Origin of the sequence: Streptomyces dengpaensis (genome assembly GCF_002946835.1) — a bacterium.
GTDB classification, from domain to species: domain Bacteria; phylum Actinomycetota; class Actinomycetes; order Streptomycetales; family Streptomycetaceae; genus Streptomyces; species Streptomyces dengpaensis.
The window spans coordinates 2986277-3003022 of record NZ_CP026652.1 but is presented as its reverse complement, the minus strand read 5'-3'; the positions used below and the strand labels follow the sequence as shown (position 1 = coordinate 3003022).

The following is a 16746-nucleotide window of genomic DNA, read 5'->3' as shown; positions in this document are numbered from 1 at the left end:
GTCGCTCAGACGCCGATCTTCTGCTTGACCTGCGCCAGCGAAGGGTTCGTGAGGGTCGAACCGTCCGGGAAGAGAACGGTGGAGACGGTCTGTAAACTTCCCTCTTGCTTGTGGCGGCCAGGGGAGGCCGCCCATGTCTTGGGGAGGGGCAAGGGTGAGCGACAGGCCCAGGGCGCTTGGCGTGGTCCGTCTGTCCAAGTCTTCTCAGGTGCTCTCACCGATCACGCCGGTCTCGTTGCCGGGAAAGCCGTACGAGAAGCCCAAGGCGCTTACGGGGGCGGAGTGGGAGATCGTCAGCCGTTGGGAGGACTTCGAAGCGGAGCGTGCAGCGCAGCGAGCGAAGACCGATCAGGAAGCCATAGGACCAGAGGGAGTCGAGAAGGTCCCGGCCCCTGCCTGACGAAGGTCGAGCAGGCGAGGAAGGCCCCCGACGACGGGGGCCTTTCCCGTTTCAGCATGTTGTACGATGCCGGGCCAGGTCGCCGCCGTCGCTCCCGACTGCATGAGACCGAGTCCAGGCCCGAAGCCTTGGGCGCCACCTGTGAAGCGCTGTGCCTTCCGCACGGCCACCCCCGCGAAGAAGGGAGACACATGTCCCGCCGTCCGGCGGGGGTCGCTGGCGCACTCGTGTGCGCCTCACAGGAAGGAGCCGCAGACCAGTGGCCATCAGCTTCGGTCATGACCGCCCGTGGGGCGGAGTCTCCCAGCACGAGTACCGGCGTATGGCGCAGGACCCTGTGCACCCGCTTGCCTACCGTGTCCACTTCGCCGCCATCGGATGGGCCGACCGTCTGGGACACGCGGCCTTCGGCCCCGGGAAGCTGGCCGCCTTGTTGGGCAATGAGGGCAAGCCGTTGTCCGACCAGAGCACGACCAACGCGGTCAACCGCGCCAAGAGGTTTGGGCTCGTCTCGCCCCGGTCGACCCGGACCGCTGGCAACCGACCCCGCAGCAGACCGCCGACTACGCCGAGAGCCTGGAACAGGGCTTCGGCTACGGACCCGACCTGCGGGCCCACCTCGCGCAGGTGCTCAGCCCCCGCCGGAGCGTCGTCTTGGCCACTGTCCTCCACAGCCAGGCGGCTCCGCTACCACGCGCCGAGAGCTTCTGTGGCGACGGCCGCCGAGTGGAGCGCTCAGTCTGTCTGCGCCCCTGTGGGGCGCGTACAGAAGTTCGGGTGATGACGGCCTCCTGTCGACCACGGGGGGAGACGACTCCGGGCGTGCCGAGGACGGGCCCTGTCCTGCCGCTGGGGTCCCCAGGGCACACAAAACCCCCGATCAGCGTCAGGCCGGTCGGGGGTTGCGTCTCGCGAGGGTCAGACGCCGAGCGCCCGCTTCACCTGGGCAAGGCTCGGGTTCGTCATGACGACCGCAGGCCCACCACTGGAGGAAACTATCTGAAGAGTCGGAACCGTCTGGTTTCCGCCGTTCGCCTTCTCCACGAACGCCGCGGACTGCGGGTCCTGCTCGATGTTGATCTCGTTGTACGTGATGCCCTCGCGGTCCATCTGGCTCTTCAGCCGACGGCAGTAGCCGCACCACGTGGTGCTGTACATCGTCACAGTGCCCGGCATGTCGATTGCGCTCCTTAATGGGTTCTGGGTGCGTCGTCGCAGTCAGGGGAACGTATGTGACCCGGCCGCCATTCCCGCAGGGGGTATCCGGCCGGGACGTGACGCCTGCCGCCTCAGGACGTGACGCTTGCCGCATTAGTACGACTGCGAGTGCCGCCCTGTGGACAACCGGCTCTTCCGCCTCCGGCGACCTGGCAGCATGGCGGGGTGACAGCAGCAACGCACTCCACCCTCTTCCCGCAGGTTCCGGACACGGCCGACGCGGTGCTCGACGGGCTCGACCCCGAGCAGCGCGAGGTCGCTACCGCCCTGCACGGTCCGGTGTGCGTGCTGGCGGGTGCCGGCACGGGCAAGACGCGGGCGATCACCCACCGCATCGCCTACGGGGTGCGCGCCGGGATCCTCCAGCCCTCCAGCGTGCTGGCCGTCACCTTCACCAACCGCGCGGCGGGCGAGATGCGCGGCCGCCTCCGCCAGCTCGGCGCCGGAGGTGTCCAGGCCCGCACCTTCCACTCCGCGGCGCTGCGCCAGCTCCAGTACTTCTGGCCGAAGGCGGTCGGTGGCAGCCTGCCCCGGCTCGTCGACCGCAAGATCCAGCTCGTCGCCGACGCGGCGGCCGCCTGCCGCATCCGCCTCGACCGGGGCGAACTGCGGGACGTCACCGCCGAGATCGAATGGTCCAAGGTCACCCAGACCATCCCCGCCGACTACGCGGCCGCCGCCGCCAAGGCCGGCCGCGAAGCCCCCCGGAACCCGGCCGAGATCGCCCAGCTCTACGGGACGTACGAGGACCTCAAGCGTGACCGCTCGGTCATCGACTTCGAGGACGTCCTGCTGCTGACCGTCGCCATCCTCCAGGACCGGCACGACATCGCGGAGCAGGTCCGCTCCCAGTACCAGCACTTTGTGGTCGACGAGTACCAGGACGTCAGCCCGCTCCAGCAGCGCCTCCTGGATCTGTGGCTCGGCGAGCGCGACAGCCTCTGCGTCGTCGGTGACGCCAGCCAGACGATCTATTCGTTCACCGGTGCAACTCCCGACCACCTTCTTGACTTCCGCACCCGCCACCCCGGAGCCACCGTCGTCAAGCTCGTCCGCGACTACCGCTCCTCGCCCCAGGTCGTCCGCCTCGCCAACGGCCTGCTCGCTCAGGCCCGCGGCCGGGCCGCCGAGCACCGCCTGGAGCTGATCTCCCAGCGCGCCCCGGGCCCCGAGCCGGTCTACGCCGAGTACACGGACGAGCCCGCTGAGGCCGAGGGAGCCGCCCGCCGCATCCGCGACCTCATCGCCTCCGGCGTCCCCGCGGGCGAGATCGCGATCCTGTTCCGTACGAACTCCCAGTCCGAGATCTACGAACAGGCCCTTGCCGACGCCGGAGTGCCCTATCAGCTGCGCGGAGCCGAGCGGTTCTTCGACCGCCCCGAGGTGCGCAAGGCGGGCGCCGCCCTGCGCGCCGCGGCCCGCTTCGGGGGTAACGACTCCCTGCTCGACGACGCCGTCGACCTGCCCTCACAGGTCCGTGCCGTGCTGTCCGGCGAGGGGTGGACCAGCCAGCCACCTGCAGGCTCCGGCGCGGTCAGAGAGCGCTGGGAGTCGCTGGCCGCCCTCGTGTACCTGGCACAGGACTTCGCCGCCGCCAAGGAGGGCGCTTCCCTCAGCGACCTGGTGGCGGAGCTCGACGAGCGCGCGAGCGCCCAGCACGCCCCGACCGTGCAGGGCGTCACCCTTGCCTCCCTGCACTCTGCCAAGGGCCTGGAGTGGGACGTCGTCTTCCTGGTCGGCGTGGCCGAGGGCATGATGCCGATCACCTACGCAAAGACCGACGAGCAGATCGAGGAGGAGCGCCGCCTCCTCTATGTCGGCGTCACCCGCGCCAGAGAACACCTCTGTGTCTCGTGGGCGTTGTCCCGTTCACCCGGCGGCAGACCCAACCGCCGGCCCAGCCGCTTCCTCGACGGACTGCGCCCGGGCTCCGTCGCCACCGCGGGCCGGAGCGCCGGCGGCGGTACGGGAGGCATCGAGCGCGGCATCGGAAGCAGCGGCGGCTCCGTCGTACGGCGGACGAGCCGGACACCGGCGCGCTGCCGGGTCTGCGGACGTACGCTGACCGACGCCGGCGAGATGAAACTGATGCGCTGTGAGGACTGCCCCTCCGACATGGACGAGGCTCTCTACGAGCGGCTGCGCGCATGGCGGGCGGTGCAGGCGCAGCGCAGTGGGCAGCCCGCGTTCTGCGTCTTCACCGACAAGACGCTGATGGCGATTGCCGAGACCGTGCCCGACGACGAGGGCGAGCTCGCGCGGATCCCCGGCGTCGGCGTGCGCAAACTCAACCGCTACGGAGCCGATGTTCTGGCCATCTGTGCCGGTCAAGAGCTTGGCGGAGGCGACGAGGATGACTGAAACAAACTCGTCGAAAAAATAGTTTGCGCATGCCCCGGCAATCCCCATAGGTTCTAAGCACGGAAGCGGCGGCCTTCTCCAAGGCCCTGGTTCCGTGCTGTACTTAATAACCGTCGGACCGGCTCACCCTGGTCCCCTTAGACGCCGAGAGGAGGCGATTCCAGTGATCAGCATCAACACCAGCTCCGTCAGCACCGTCAAAATGACCGATCGCTCGGTCGTCTCCACGTGCATGCTCGGCGTCTCGAACCTGGGCACCGGTCTGTCCGGCATCCGTGCCGCCCGTCCGGCGTCCTCCGCGTCTCCTGCGGGTCTTCCCATCCGTGAGCGCAATGAGCGACCGACCCAGGCACTGGAAGCGGCAGTAGTGGCAGAGGCGAAGGCCTATGCCTTTGCGGCAGCCGGTGCCGGATCCCTGAAGCAGACGACGCAGCACCACACGATGTGGGCCTTCCGTGGGCCTGAACCCTGGAGTGATCCAGCCTGATTCTCCATCAGGCCGGCGCCTTCAGGGCCGCGGAACCCCACCCGGGATCCGCGGCCCTTCTGTTTGTCCCCGACCGGGGGCGGCAGAGCGAAGGGGCCTCGGGACAAGAAAAGAACCCGGTACCAGCCGCCAACCGGCCAACCGGCCGGCACGACCAGACGAGGAAGACGAACCGTGCAACTCGAAGCGCACGCCCCGTCCGTACCGCCTTCCGAAACGATCCCCCCGCCCGGCCTCACGGAGGACTCCACCTTGACCCCGCTCACTGCGCTCACCGCGCTCGACGACGCCATCGAGAACCTCGGCGTACCCGTCCCCTGCCGCTCCTACGACCCGGAGGTCTTCTTCGCCGAGTCGCCGGCCGACGTCGAGTACGCCAAGTCCCTCTGCCGCACCTGCCCGCTGATCGAGGCCTGCCTCGCCGGGGCCAAGGAGCGGCGTGAGCCCTGGGGCGTCTGGGGTGGCGAGCTGTTCGTCCAGGGTGTTGTCGTGGCCCGCAAGCGGCCGCGTGGCCGCCCGCGCAAGAACCCGGTTGCGGCATGAACGCCCGAGGAACGATCGATCGCCCCCTGACGCACGACCCCAAGAAACAGGCCCCGATGAAGCCGTCCACCAGCGAGCCCGCAGGCTCCGCGACCTCAGACTTCACCACCACCGGCGCGAACGACTCGCGTCAGAACAGGACCCGAGAGATGCAACTCATCCCAGAAGCCCTGGCTCGTGCGCATATGCACGAGCGACTGCACCGGGCCGAGCAGGAACGCCGGGCCGTGCGCCTGGCGACTGCCCGCCGCATGCAGCGTCGGGCCGAGCGCGCCTCGATGCGAGCCCGGCGCGCGCTGGCCATGGCGGTCATGCAGTAGCCGACGGCAGTCGCAGCACTGGCAGGAAGTGATTCCCCGCGGGGGCCGGTCCGAACGGACCGGCCCCCGCGGTGCGTTGTGCCGGGCGAACCGCCGATCCCGGGGATATCGTCGCCGAGTGACGAGTCTTTCCGGGGACAGTGACAGCACCACCGGCTCCGCACCGCGGCCCGACGCGGGCGATGCCCAGCACATCGTGTGCGCCCGCTGCGGCACACCGGCCGACGGCCCCCAGCCGACATGGACCTGTTCCGTCGAGAACGGCACCCGCCACTACTTCTGCGACAACTGCGCCCGCGCCCACCTCAGAGCGATCGAGGGCCGGCTGGACTCGGCGTGGTGGTAGCCCCACGAGGCCGGGCCGCCGCCTCGCCTCCCTCACGCCTCCGCCGCGGCGTCCTCCCCTTCGAGAAGCCCCTCGTACGGCACGAACCCCGGTAGCCACTCCTCCAGTTCATCGCGGAGGCGGACCGTCGCGCCGAGTTGGCACAGGACGCCGATGGTGCTCAGGGTCACACGATGTATCAGGAGGTAGGACGGGGGCAGGTTGAGCCGCTTGCCCAGTTGGTACGCGGGGGAGCGGGGGTCGGCCACCCGCGCGGCCTGACTGCGCATCCAGTTCCGGGTGAAGGTGAACTCGTCGGCCTGGGCCGGTTCGATGATCGGCAGGAGGTAGTCCAGGACCGCGTCGGGTTCGAGGTCGATGGACTCCTTGACGAAGCCCTCCTCGCAGAGCAACTCGTAGACCGCTTCGGCATCTCCGTCGAGGGTCATGCGGAGGGAGTTGCCGATCGGCAGGGGCAGACCGCCGGGGAGGCGGTCGACCGTGCCGAAGTCCAGGACACCCAGGCGCCAGCCGTTCTTCTCGTCCGGCAGGAGACGGAAGTTGCCCGGGTGCGGATCGGCGTGCAGCAGGCGGGTGCGAGCGGGGCCCGAGAAGAGAAAGCGGGCCAGCAGCTGTCCGGCGCGGTCCCGCTGCTCCTGGGTGCCGTCGGCGATCACTTCCGACAGAGGCGTTCCGTCGATCCATTCGGTCACCAGGACCTGGTCGCACTGGTGGACCACGGCCGGTACGAGGACATCCGGGTCGCCCGCGAACTCATCCGCGTGCGCCTTCTGAGCCTGTGCCTCCAGTCCGTAGTCGAGCTCCTCGGAGACCCGGTCGCGCAGTTCCGCGATGAGCGGCTTGATGTCCATGCCAGGGATCAACGGGCCGAGGAGCCGGGCGAATCGGCCGATCTGGTTCAGGTCGGACAGCAGGGCCTCGCCCGCCCCGGGGTACTGCACCTTGACCGCGACCTCGCGCCCGTCGTGCCACACCGCCCGGTGCACCTGGCCGATCGAGGCCGCGGCGGACGGTTTGTCCTCGAACTCCACGAACAGCTCGGGCCAGTCCTCGCCGAGCCGCTCCTCCAGTACGGAGTGGACGGTGCTCGTCGGCATGGGGGGCGCCGCTTCCTGAAGTTTCGTCAGTGCAGCACGGTAAGGCCCCGCGATCTCCTCGGGCAGCGCCGACTCGAAGACGGACAGCGCCTGCCCGAACTTCATGGCGCCGCCCTTGAGCTCGCCGAGCACCTTGAACAGCTGCTCCGCCGTGCGCTGCTGGAGCTCACGGCCCACGATCTCCGCCGACATCCCGCCGATCCGTTTGCCGAGCCCCCAGGTCGCCCGCCCGGCGAAGCCGAGCGGCAGCGCGGCGAGTTTGGCGGTTCGGGTGACCGCCTTCCGGGGAAGATCAGACATGCGCCCTCCAAGTCCCAGACAGCCGTGCCGCGTACGGCTGTTGCCGGGCCATTGTCTCGTGCGGCTCGCCCTCCTCGGAGACCCGCTCCCCCTTAGCCTTCTCCGCCGCGCCGCACGGGCATGCCGGATGCGACCAGATGGGTCTGGCGTGCCAGTCGAGGCCCGGGACCGATGCCTCCCAGCGCGCGCCCGCGCTCGAGGGCAACTCCCCGTCGAGGAAGGCAAGTGCGTGACCCGCGGCCAAGCCGGCGACGCAGGCCGCCAGCGTGAGGTCGCACGCGTGTACCTTGCGCTGCCGTCCGGAGCGCCACTGCGCGACCAGGCGAGGCCACGTCGGATCGCGGTCGACACGCCCCCGGTCCAGACAGCCCGCGCAGCCGGTGTCTCCGGGCAGTACCAAGGGGCCGACGACCCCGGTGCCTTCGACCACACCCGCGTAGAGATGGGGCGTCCCCGAGGCGAGCAGGGCCTCGGCCGCGGCTGGATCGGGTGCGTGGACGGCGAGGTCGTCCCGAGGGGCGAGGATCACCAGCGACAGTCCTCGTACCTCTTTCGTCCCCCGCTCCTTCGAGGACGTCCGGGGTGGACGGTCCGGTGCCGCACCGTGCACTGCCCGGCGGGCGGCCTCCTGACGGCGCTCGCCGATGGACTCGGCGGGCAGCCCGCCCGGTGCAACGTCCCACGGCTCGACGCAGCCGATGTCGCGCACATCGACCTCTCCCACGCCCGCGCCCGCGAGCAGTGCGGCCAGGACCACTCCCACGCGGCCGGCGCCGCGCACCTCTACGCGCAGGGAGCGGCGGGCGGCCAGTCGTTCGACGGCGTCGCCCGGTTCGGGCGCGACGAGGGAGAGGGAGGCGAGCTCGGGGCGCAGCCGGTCCAGGACCTCCTTCTTCTTACGCAACGCGTCCGCGGCCGAGCCGCCTCCGGTCGCGTCGTCCAGCAGCCCTGACCGGGCCAGCCGCTCCACGAGCCCGTCGACATGGCCCTCGGGCAGCCCCATCTTCCGCCCCTCATCGCGCAGCATCGGCATCCCGCGTGTCCCGTCGAGCAGGTCGAGGAAGCTGCCCGTCGCCGTGTCCATCGGGCCCAGAACCATCGCGTGCGCGGGCGCCATCCCGAACTGCAGGGTGTTGAGATCCCGCCAACCGCGCCGCAACGCGGGCTTCACCATCGGATGGCTGACCGAATGCCTGACCGAATGCCTGACCGAATGCCTGACCGGATGCATGACCTACCCCCGTAGCCCGTAGAGCGTCCCTGTGTGCCGACGGGAGTGCGTCCTGCGCCGCCGATCGAATGTCAGCATGCCCGCCCCGGCCGAACCGTGCCGAAAGTTGTCCACAGGCGGCACTATTCGTCGTACAAATCAAGCGCTCGGGGTGCGGATCGTCACCGAACCGTCCCGGGGGCGGGACTTCCCCCATGTGCAGCAGGTAACGTCGGGGCGTGCCCGCCGACCCACTGCACCGCGCCGGAAAACCACAGCGCAGCACGACGAGCCCGCCGCCAAGCGGCTCGGGGGCGAGCGCGATCGAGGTTCGCAGGAGCGCGCGACGGCGCAGAACGGTCTCCGCGTACCGCGAGGGCGATCGCACCGTCGTGCTCATCCCCGCTCGCATGTCCGAGGCGGAGGAGCAGCGCTGGGTGACCGTCATGCTCGACAAACTGGCCGCCCAGGAGAACAAGAGGGTGCTCGGCGACGCCGAGCTGGCCGAACGCGCGGAGCGATTGTCGGGCCAGTACTTCGACGGCCGCGCCCGGCCCACGTCGGTGCGCTGGGTCACCAACCAGAACACGCGCTGGGGGTCGTGCACCCCGTCCGAGGGCAGCATCCGTCTGTCGCACCGGTTGCAGGGCATGCCCGAGTACGTCGTCGACTACGTCCTCGTCCACGAACTCGCCCACCTGCTCGTGCCCGGACACGGTCCCCGCTTCTGGCGTCTCCTCGAGGCGTATCCGCGCACCGAGCGTGCGCGTGGCTACCTCGAAGGCGTGGTCGCCGCCGACCGGCTGCCCCATCTGCCCGCCGCGCGCGAGGAGTAGAGGCGCTCCGGCCTTCGTAGGGCGATTGTGTACCGGGTCTGTACCGGCTTCGTCCGCCGCCGGAGATTCCCGTTAGCCTGACGCGACGCACTCGCATTCGGGATGGGGGACGGTCGTTACGCATGGCCAGGGAATTCCAACGCGGCCACAAGGCCAGGATCAGTGACCTCACCGCGGGCACCGATCTGTACGTAGGCGTGCAGATCAACGGCCCCGGACTGACCTTCGACATCAGCTGCTTCGGTCTGGACGCCGACGAACGGCTCTCGGACGACCGGTACTTCGTCTTCTTCAACCAGCCGAAGACCCCGGAAGAGTCCATCCAGCTGCTCGGTGCCCAGTCGGGCGACACGGAGTCCTTCCGTGTCACGCTCGACCGGATACCGGCGAAGATCCAGAAGCTGTCGTTCACGGCGACCATCGACGGTGCCGGGCAGATGTCGCAGATCGCTCCCGGCTACCTCCGTGTCGTCGCGGGTGGCGTGGAGGTGGCCCGGTACTCGTTCAGCGGCGCGGAGTTCTCCACGGAACGTGCCGTGATGCTGGGCGACTTCTACCTGAAGGACGTCTGGCGTTTCGCCGCCGTGGGACAGGGCTTCGACGGCGGCCTCGACGCGCTCCTGAAGAACTTCGGCGGCGAGGTCGCCGAGGAGCAGCCCGCCGCGCAGCAGCCGCAGGCCGGTGCCGCGCCGGGCTTCGCCCCGCCAGCCCAGACCGCCGCGCCGCCGGCCTTCGCCGCCCCGGCAGAGCCCGCGCCCGCGCCGACGCCCACGCCCGCTCCCGCCCCGGCGCCGCAGCCCGCCGCGCAGGGTTTCGCACCGCCTCCGGGAGCCACGCCGCCCCCCGCCCCGGCGCCGGCCGCGCCTTCGGTGCACGGCGCGCCGACCATCGCCGCGCCTCTGCACACGCCGCCGGGCGGTACCGTGCCTCCGCCGGGCCCCGCACCGTACGCGCAGCCGCCCGCGCAGCCCGGTCCACCGCCCGGCTACGGCCAGCAGCCCCCCGGCCAGACGGCTCCCATGCCGCCCGGTTACGGCCAGCAGGCCCCGACTGCCCCGGCGGGCTACGGTCAGCAGCCGCCGGCCGCGCCCCCCGGTTACGGTCAGCAGCCGCCGTACGGCCAGGTCCCGGGCCAGGCGCCCGGACACTACCCGGGCCAGCCCGGCGCCCCCGCCCCCGCTCCGTATGGCGTGCCCCAGGGCGCCCCGCAGGGCGGTGCCGGTGTGGCCGCCGCGCTGGGGGCCTTCAAGGAGACGCCCACCGGTCAGCGGTGGACGCAGCAGAACAAGAAGCTCGTCCGCGTCGACCTCGGCATCGGCGGGCAGCCCGTCCTCGCCCGCCAGGGCAGCATGGTGCTCTACCAGGGCAAGGTTGACTTCAGCTACAAGGGCGCCGGTTTCGCCGGGCGTGTCGTGGGCAACGCGACCGGCCAGGAGATGCAGCTGATGCGCTGTACCGGCCAGGGCCAGGTGTTCCTCGCCGAGGACTCCACGATGCTGCACCCCATCGAGCTCCAGGGCGACGCGATCTGTGTCTCCGCGGAGAACGTCCTCGCCTTCGACGAGTCCCTCCAGTACGAGGTCCGCCGCATCGAGGGCCACGGCATCCCTGGTGGCGCGCTGTTCACGATGCAGTTCCAGGGCACCGGCACCATCGTCGTGAAGACGCACGGCGCGCCCGTCGTCCTGCCCGTGACGCCCACTACGTTCGCCGACTGCAACGCCGTGGTCGCCTGGTCCGCGGCCGCGCAGGTGGTCGTCTCCAGCCAGGTGCGGATGCGCCGCAACGCCTATCCGGGCGACTCCGGGGAGAGCGTGAACCTGCAATTCCGTGCCGCGCCCGGCAATTTCATCGTCGTCCAGCCGTACGAGGTCTGAGGGAGCCCGTCATGAACCAGCCACTCGCGGGCTTCGCCCCGGCCCCCGTCTCCGCCCGCATGGAGAACCACGGCAACCACATGCTGAAGGTCGCCATGCAGACCGGAAACGACCTCCTCGCGCGCGTGGGGTCGATGGTCGCCTACGAAGGGTTCGTCCAGTACGAGCCCAACCCGCCCGCCGTACGCCAGATCGCACGCGACTGGGCCACCGGCGAGGGCGCGCCCCTGATGAAGTGCTCCGGTGACGGCCTGCTCTACCTCTCCGACTACGGAGCGAACGTCGTCGTCATCAACCTCAACGGGGACGCGATCTCCGTCAACGCCACCAACCTGCTCGCCTTCGACGCGCACCTCCAGTGGGGCGTGGAGCGGGTGAAGGGGCTCGCCAAGTTCGCCGGACAGGGCCTGTGGAACACCAAGATCTCCGGCCAGGGCTGGGTCGCGCTGACCTCCCGCGGCAAGCCGATCGTCGTCGACTGCGGCAGAGGTGAGGACGAGACGTACGTCGATCCGGACGCGCTCGTCGCCTGGTCCCCGAACCTCAAGGTGAAGGGCAAGCGCAGCTTCAAGGCGCAGTCGCTGATCGGACGCGGCAGCGGCGAGGCGTTCCAGATGGCGTTCTCCGGGCAGGGCATCGTCGTCGTCCAGCCCAGCGAGGACAGCACCGACCGCCTCCGGATCCGGGGCTGAGGGGGAGCCACACACCATGCAGAGCCCGATTTTCGGCTACAACGAACAGCAGACCCAGGAGCGCTGGAGCCTGCAGAACAAGCAGATGCTGCGCGTGGCCCTGGAGGGCCACGACGACATCCTCGCCCGCAAGGGCACCATGGTCGCGTACCAGGGCCTCGTCGAGTTCGACGCCGAGTACCAGAGCAACAGCCAGGGCCGCGCGCGTGCGCACACCGGTGAGGGCCTCGACCTGATGCGCTGTCACGGGCAGGGGACGGTCTACCTCGCCAACCTCGCCCAGCACGTGCACGTCATGGACGTGGACCAGGACGGCCTCACCGTCGACAGCAGCTACGTCCTGGCGATGGACTCCGGGCTGCACCACGAAGTCATCGCCGTGGACAGCCAGTACGGCATCTCCGGCTCCGGCAAGTACCAGCTCAACATCACGGGGCGCGGCAAGGTCGCGCTGATGACCTCCGGAATGCCGCTGATGATGCAGGTCACGCCGGACCGGTACGTCAACTGCGACGCCGACGCGATCGTCGCGTGGTCCACGAGTCTGCGCGTACAGATGCAGGCACAGACCCACTCCTCCGGAGTGTGGCGGCGGCGCGGCAACACCGGTGAGGGCTGGGAGCTCAGCTTCATGGGCCAGGGCTACGCGCTCATCCAGCCCAGCGAGTTGCTGCCGCCGCAGAACGCCGTGATCGGCCAGGGGGTGCGCGCCCAGTACGGCATGGGCCAGCACGGGGCGCACGGGCAGAACCAGGGCAACGTCTGGAGCTGAGCGCCCGACCGTCCAGGAAGCAAACGTAAGGGGCGACCGCCAATGGGCGGTCGCCCCTTACACGTTGGTCGCCTTACACCTTGGTCGCGTACGCGGTCACAGCCGTGCGCGGGTCGCCTCGACGAGCCGTACGACCGACGCGTCGGCCACCTGCGCGACCTCGTCGTACGTGAACCAGCGCAGGTCCAGAGACTCGTCGCTGATCGCCGCCTCCGTCTTCCCCGGGGCGAGCGTCGCGTACTGCACGTCCAGGTGCTGGGTGCACGGGTCCGGGATGGGATGCCGGTCCAGACGGACGGGACCGCCCGACAGCAGCGTCAGGCCCGGGATCCCGGATTCCTCGGTCGCCTCGCGCAGCGCCGCGGCGGCCAGCGTCGCGTCGTCCGGCTCGCAGTGGCCGCCCATCTGGAGCCACATCTGGAGCTTGCGGTGCAGCGTCAGCAGGACCCGGCCGCGCGGCGGGTCGATAACCAGGGCGCTCGCCGTGACATGCCCGGACGTGCAGGACTTCCAGGTGCCGTCGGGGTGCCCGGCGAGGTGGTCCAGGTAGGCCTGGCGCAGCTCTTCCTGGTCCTCGTAGCTCTTCAGTACGAGGACCGCGTCGTCGTGGAGGGTCACTCGGCCTCGTCGCCCTTTGCGCCGTCCTCGGCGGCGTCGTCCTTCTTCAGATTCGGCTTGTCACCGGAGCCGCTCGCCGCCTCGCCGAGCATCTTGTCGATCTCGGAGAAGTCCAGCTGCTCGCGGTGCACGAAGCCGTCCGGGTCGTCCAGGTCGGACGCGGTCGGCAGCATGTCCGGGTGGGCCCACAGGCCGTCACGGCCGTCGACACCACGCGCGTCGGTGAGCGAAGCCCACAGGCGCGACGCGTCCCGCAGCCGGCGCGGACGCAGCTCCAGGCCGATCAGCGTGGCGAAGGTCTGCTCGGCGGGACCGCCCGTGGCACGGCGGCGGCGGAGCGTCTCACGCAGCGCGTCCGCGGACGACAGACGCGGCTTGGCGGCCGCGTGCACGACCGCGTCCACCCAGCCCTCGACGAGCGCGAGAGCCGTCTCCAGGCGGGCCAGCGCGAGCTTCTGCTCCGGGGTGTCCTCCGGCTGGAACATGCCCTGCTGGAGCGCCTGCTGCAGCTCCTCGGGGTTCTGCGGGTCGAACTGGCCGACCACGTCCTCCAGCTTGGCCGTGTCGACCTTGATCCCGCGCGCGTAGCCCTCGACCGCCCCGAACAGGTGCGAGCGCAGCCACGGCACGTGCGCGAAGAGGCGCTGGTGGGCGGCCTCGCGCAGGGCGAGGTAGAGCCGCACCTCCTCCTGGGGGATGCCCAGGTCCTTGCCGAACGACTCGATGTTCAGCGGCAGCAGCGCGGCCTTGCCGGCCGGGCCGAGCGGCAGGCCGATGTCGGTCGAGCCGACGACCTCGCCCGCGAGCACGCCCAGGGCCTGCCCGATCTGCGTGCCGAACATGGCGCCGCCCATGGAGCGCATCATGCCGATGAGCGGGCCCGCCATGGCCTGCATCTCCTCCGGCAGGACGTCGCCCATGGCCGCGCCGACGCGCTCGGCCACCGGGTCGACGAGCTCCTTCCACACGGGAAGGGTCGCCTCGACCCACTCCGCGCGGCTCCACGCCAGGGCGGAGCCCGCACCGGAGGGCAGGGACGTCGCGTCGTCCAGCCACAGGTCGGCCAGGCGCACGGCCTCCTCGACCGCGATGCGCTCGGCGGGGCCGACGCTCGCGTCCTTGGTGCCGTCAGCGGTGCCCTGGGAGACCGTCTGGCGGGCGATCTGCTTGGCCATGTCCCAGTTCACCGGGCCGCCCTCGTACGAGAGCATCTGGCCCAGCTGCTGGAACGCGGCGCCCAGGTCGTTGGGGTTCATGGATCCGAACATGGCTGCGAGCGGATTGTCCGCTCCGGGACCGCCGGCTCCGGGCAGCCCGAAACCGAACGGTCCCTGACCACCACCGCCGCCCTGCTGGTCCTTCTTCTTGCCCTCGTCGCCGTTCTCCGGCTCCTCCGGCGGAAGGCCGAATCCGAATGGGGTGTCACTCACGGGGTTCCTCGGCTGGTAAGGCCGCCGGTTCGTTCCGACGGCGGCTGCCCACAACACCACCCAGCGTAGACACCCCAGCCCGATCGGGCCTCGATGCTTCGCCGACTCCCGGCCTGCGGCAGGATGGATGCCACCTGGTACGGACGCGTCTCACGCGGCCGTTACTGAAGACAACCGCTGGAGACGCCCGGTGAGTTCCCCAGATCCACAGGTTCGCGCAGCGCGAAACCACTCAACCAGCCCGACCGCCCGCGGACCCGTCGTCGCGGTCACCGGAGCCGCGTCGGGCGTGGGCGCGCTGCTCACCGAGCGGCTTGCCGCGAGCGAGGAGATCAAGCAGGTCATCGCCATCGACGAGCGGCGCGGCGAGTGCGCGGCCGCCCACTGGCACATCCTGGACGTGCGGGACCCGGCGATCGCCGAGAAGCTGCGCGGCGCGGACGTCGTGGTGCACCTCGCCCTGGACCTCGATCTGGAGACGGACGCGGCGGCCCGGACGGCGTACAACGTCCGGGGGACTCAGACCGTTCTCACGGCGGCCGCGGCGGCCGGGGTCCACCGGGTGGTGCTGTGCACCTCCGCGATGGTCTACGGGGCGCTGCCGGACAACGAACTGCCCCTCTCCGAAGACGCCGAACTGCGGGCGACGGCCGAGGCCACGGGGGTCGGTGACCTCCTGGAGATCGAGCGGCTCGCGCGGCGGGCGCCACGAGCGCATCCCGGACTTAATGTCACCGTCGTACGGCCCGCCGTGCTGGTCGGAGGCACCGACACCGCTCTGACCAGGTACTTCGAGTCGCCGCGGCTGTTGGTGGTGGCGGGGTCGCGGCCCGCCTGGCAGTTCTGCCATGTCGAGGATCTGTGCAGCGCCCTGGAGTACGCCGTCGTCGACAAGGTGGACGGGGAACTGGCCGTCGGGTGCGACGGGTGGCTGGAGCAGGAGGAGGTCGAGGAGCTGAGCGGGATCCGGCGGATGGAGTTGCCGTCCGCGGTCGCTCTGGGGGCGGCCGCCCGGCTTCACCGGATTGGGCTCACTCCTTCGCCTGCCGGGGATCTGGCCTACACGATGTATCCCTGGGTGGTGAGCGGGAGTCGGCTGCATGACGCCGGGTGGCGGCCGCAGTGGACCAATGAGGAGGTTCTCGAGGAGCTGCTGGAAGAGGTTGCCGGGCGGCATACCGTGGCGGGGCGGCGGCTCGGGCGGAAGGACGCGACCGCGGCGGGAGCCGCGGGGGCGACGGTCGCTCTGCTGGGTGCGGCTGCCGTGGTGCGGCGGGCTCGGAAGGCTCGGCGGGGGGTCTGAGGACCGAGGGATTTTCGCCCCCGCCGCCGCTGCCCGTTCCCGAAGCTGGGGTCTGCCGCCCCCAGCCCTCCGCTTCGGCCTGAACGGCTCGTCCTCGCACGCCGGACGGGCTGAGAGATGCCGGCCTCGTCCTCGCACGCCGGACCGGCTGAGACATGCCGGCCCCGTCCTCGAAAAAACGCCGGACGGGCTGCAGGATCTGTCCATTTCGTGTTGTCAGTGGCGTGGGGCACGATGGGGGCATGGCATTCACGAACGATCATCCCGGTGAGCAGGCGGCGCAGGACGCGATCAAGTTGATCGCCATTCGTGAGACGCCGCTCTCTCTGGACGAGGTCTTCAAGGCCGTGGGGGACGACTCCGCCGGAGGGACCGCGCTGTTCGTGGGGACCGTCCGGAATCATGACGGCGGCGCCGATGTCGATGAGCTGGGGTATTCGTGTCATCCCAGTGCCGAGGCGGAGATGCGGCGGATCGCCGAGAAGGTGGTCGCCGAGTATCCCGTGCGGGCGTTGGCCGCCGTTCATCGTGTCGGGGAACTGGGTGTCGGGGATCTCGCCGTCGTCGTCGCGGTGTCGTGTCCGCACCGTGGTGAGGCCTTTGAGGCGTGCCGCAAGCTCATCGACGACCTGAAGCACGAAGTGCCGATCTGGAAGCACCAGAAGTTCTCCGACGGTACGGAGGAATGGGTCGGTGCTTGCTGAGCCCGACCGGCCTCTCCTCACCGTCGAGGGCTGACCGACCTGCCCCCGAGGACGCCGCCGAGGGCTGACCAACCCGCCCCCCATGGACGCCTCCAAGGACGCCCCCGAGGGCTGAGCAACCACCCTCTCGCCCTCCGGTTGCGTAACCGGGGCCCTGCCGTGAGCGTTAACGCAGTGGATGGTTAATCTGCTGATCACTCAGTTGCGGTCGCTCATGGGGTTGGGAGGTCGA

General features: G+C 70.2%; 17 protein-coding genes and 1 pseudogene. 12 read left to right on the top strand and 6 right to left on the bottom strand.

Translation table 11 applies throughout. From position 1 onward, the window contains the following. Positions 1–5: 5 nt before the first annotated feature. Positions 6–110 (bottom strand): annotated as a pseudogene (locus tag C4B68_RS13645) (NrdH-redoxin); the annotation flags it as partial. Between the two features lie 44 nt (positions 111–154). Here C4B68_RS13645 and C4B68_RS41325 point away from each other — a divergent pair. Further along, positions 155–400, top strand: a complete 246-nt coding sequence (locus C4B68_RS41325) for a hypothetical protein (RefSeq protein ID WP_099499756.1) — start codon at positions 155–157, stop codon at positions 398–400. A 918-nt stretch (positions 401–1318) separates the two neighbouring features. On the opposite strand, the gene C4B68_RS13635 is transcribed toward C4B68_RS41325, so the two are convergent. Continuing rightward, the gene (locus C4B68_RS13635) at positions 1319–1576 is read right to left on the bottom strand and encodes a glutaredoxin domain-containing protein (RefSeq protein ID WP_099499757.1); all 258 of its coding nucleotides are present in this window, start codon (positions 1574–1576) and stop codon (positions 1319–1321) included. A gap of 150 nt (positions 1577–1726) precedes the next feature. On the opposite strand from C4B68_RS13635, the gene C4B68_RS13630 reads away from it, so the two are divergent. The 5 genes from C4B68_RS13630 (at position 1727) to C4B68_RS13610 (ending at position 5675) form a co-directional block, all read left to right on the top strand. Then, on the top strand, positions 1727–3979 hold the full coding sequence (locus C4B68_RS13630) for an ATP-dependent DNA helicase UvrD2 (protein WP_373682188.1): 2253 nt from the start codon (positions 1727–1729) through the stop codon (positions 3977–3979). A gap of 163 nt (positions 3980–4142) precedes the next feature. Beyond that, the gene (locus tag C4B68_RS13625) at positions 4143–4466 is read left to right on the top strand and encodes a hypothetical protein (protein WP_099499759.1); all 324 of its coding nucleotides are present in this window, start codon (positions 4143–4145) and stop codon (positions 4464–4466) included. A 174-nt stretch (positions 4467–4640) separates the two neighbouring features. Beyond that, positions 4641–5009, top strand: a complete 369-nt coding sequence (locus C4B68_RS13620; RefSeq protein WP_099499760.1) for a WhiB family transcriptional regulator — start codon at positions 4641–4643, stop codon at positions 5007–5009. Further along, positions 5006–5329: a hypothetical protein gene (locus C4B68_RS13615; RefSeq protein ID WP_099499761.1), complete on the top strand. Its 324-nt coding sequence runs from the start codon at positions 5006–5008 to the stop codon at positions 5327–5329. Before C4B68_RS13620 ends, C4B68_RS13615 begins: the two co-directional genes overlap by 4 nt. Before the next feature lie 118 nt (positions 5330–5447). Beyond that, a complete protein-coding gene (locus C4B68_RS13610; protein ID WP_099499762.1) occupies positions 5448–5675 on the top strand; it encodes a hypothetical protein in 228 nt (75 codons plus the stop codon). A gap of 32 nt (positions 5676–5707) precedes the next feature. Here the strand turns inward: C4B68_RS13610 and C4B68_RS13605 are convergent, their stop codons facing one another. Beyond that, positions 5708–7072 (bottom strand): ABC1 kinase family protein, encoded by a 1365-nt coding sequence (locus C4B68_RS13605; RefSeq protein ID WP_099499763.1) that lies wholly within the window; start codon positions 7070–7072, stop codon positions 5708–5710. Then, on the bottom strand, positions 7065–8246 hold the full coding sequence (locus tag C4B68_RS13600; protein WP_180289183.1) for a TOMM precursor leader peptide-binding protein: 1182 nt from the start codon (positions 8244–8246) through the stop codon (positions 7065–7067). Before C4B68_RS13600 ends, C4B68_RS13605 begins: the two co-directional genes overlap by 8 nt. A gap of 275 nt (positions 8247–8521) precedes the next feature. Between C4B68_RS13600 and C4B68_RS13595 the strand changes: the two genes are divergently transcribed. From C4B68_RS13595 to C4B68_RS13580, 4 genes are all read left to right on the top strand, one after another. Then, a complete protein-coding gene (locus tag C4B68_RS13595) occupies positions 8522–9118 on the top strand; it encodes a M48 metallopeptidase family protein (protein ID WP_099499765.1) in 597 nt (198 codons plus the stop codon). A 122-nt stretch (positions 9119–9240) separates the two neighbouring features. After that, positions 9241–10995 carry a TerD family protein gene (locus tag C4B68_RS13590; RefSeq protein ID WP_099499766.1) on the top strand — a complete coding sequence of 585 codons (1755 nt, stop codon included), beginning with the start codon at positions 9241–9243 and terminating at the stop codon, positions 10993–10995. An 11-nt stretch (positions 10996–11006) separates the two neighbouring features. Then, positions 11007–11687 carry an AIM24 family protein gene (locus C4B68_RS13585; protein WP_099499767.1) on the top strand — a complete coding sequence of 227 codons (681 nt, stop codon included), beginning with the start codon at positions 11007–11009 and terminating at the stop codon, positions 11685–11687. A 16-nt stretch (positions 11688–11703) separates the two neighbouring features. Continuing rightward, positions 11704–12459: an AIM24 family protein gene (locus tag C4B68_RS13580; RefSeq protein WP_099499768.1), complete on the top strand. Its 756-nt coding sequence runs from the start codon at positions 11704–11706 to the stop codon at positions 12457–12459. 96 nt (positions 12460–12555) lie between these two features. Here C4B68_RS13580 and C4B68_RS13575 read toward each other — a convergent pair whose 3' ends face one another. Together C4B68_RS13575 and C4B68_RS13570 are read right to left on the bottom strand one after the other, a co-directional pair. After that, on the bottom strand, positions 12556–13077 hold the full coding sequence (locus C4B68_RS13575) for an NUDIX hydrolase (protein WP_099499769.1): 522 nt from the start codon (positions 13075–13077) through the stop codon (positions 12556–12558). After that, positions 13074–14507, bottom strand: coding sequence for a zinc-dependent metalloprotease (locus tag C4B68_RS13570; RefSeq protein WP_099499770.1), 1434 nt, complete (start codon positions 14505–14507; stop codon positions 13074–13076). The genes C4B68_RS13575 and C4B68_RS13570 overlap by 4 nt, the downstream gene beginning before the upstream one ends. 190 nt (positions 14508–14697) lie before the next feature. Here C4B68_RS13570 and C4B68_RS13565 point away from each other — a divergent pair, with 190 nt between their 5' ends. Both C4B68_RS13565 and C4B68_RS13560 read left to right on the top strand, forming a co-directional pair. Beyond that, on the top strand, positions 14698–15810 hold the full coding sequence (locus tag C4B68_RS13565) for an SDR family oxidoreductase (RefSeq protein WP_099499771.1): 1113 nt from the start codon (positions 14698–14700) through the stop codon (positions 15808–15810). Positions 15811–16052: 242 nt separating this feature from the next. Beyond that, positions 16053–16514, top strand: coding sequence for a molybdenum cofactor biosynthesis protein MoaE (locus tag C4B68_RS13560; protein ID WP_099499772.1), 462 nt, complete (start codon positions 16053–16055; stop codon positions 16512–16514). The last annotated feature ends 232 nt before the right edge of the window (positions 16515–16746 follow it).

Bases quoted from the DNA above. Each gene is read 5' to 3' on its own strand.
- C4B68_RS13635 (WP_099499757.1), bottom strand. From the start codon at position 1,576: ATGCCGGGCACTGTGACGATGTACAGCACCACGTGGTGCGGCTACTGC.
- C4B68_RS13615 (WP_099499761.1), top strand. From the start codon at position 5,006: ATGAACGCCCGAGGAACGATCGATCGCCCCCTGACGCACGACCCCAAG.
- C4B68_RS13605 (WP_099499763.1), bottom strand. From the start codon at position 7,072: ATGTCTGATCTTCCCCGGAAGGCGGTCACCCGAACCGCCAAACTCGCC.
- C4B68_RS13600 (WP_180289183.1), bottom strand. From the start codon at position 8,246: ATGGTGAAGCCCGCGTTGCGGCGCGGTTGGCGGGATCTCAACACCCTG.
- C4B68_RS13590 (WP_099499766.1), top strand. From the start codon at position 9,241: ATGGCCAGGGAATTCCAACGCGGCCACAAGGCCAGGATCAGTGACCTC.
- C4B68_RS13585 (WP_099499767.1), top strand. From the start codon at position 11,007: ATGAACCAGCCACTCGCGGGCTTCGCCCCGGCCCCCGTCTCCGCCCGC.
- C4B68_RS13580 (WP_099499768.1), top strand. From the start codon at position 11,704: ATGCAGAGCCCGATTTTCGGCTACAACGAACAGCAGACCCAGGAGCGC.
- C4B68_RS13560 (WP_099499772.1), top strand. From the start codon at position 16,053: ATGGCATTCACGAACGATCATCCCGGTGAGCAGGCGGCGCAGGACGCG.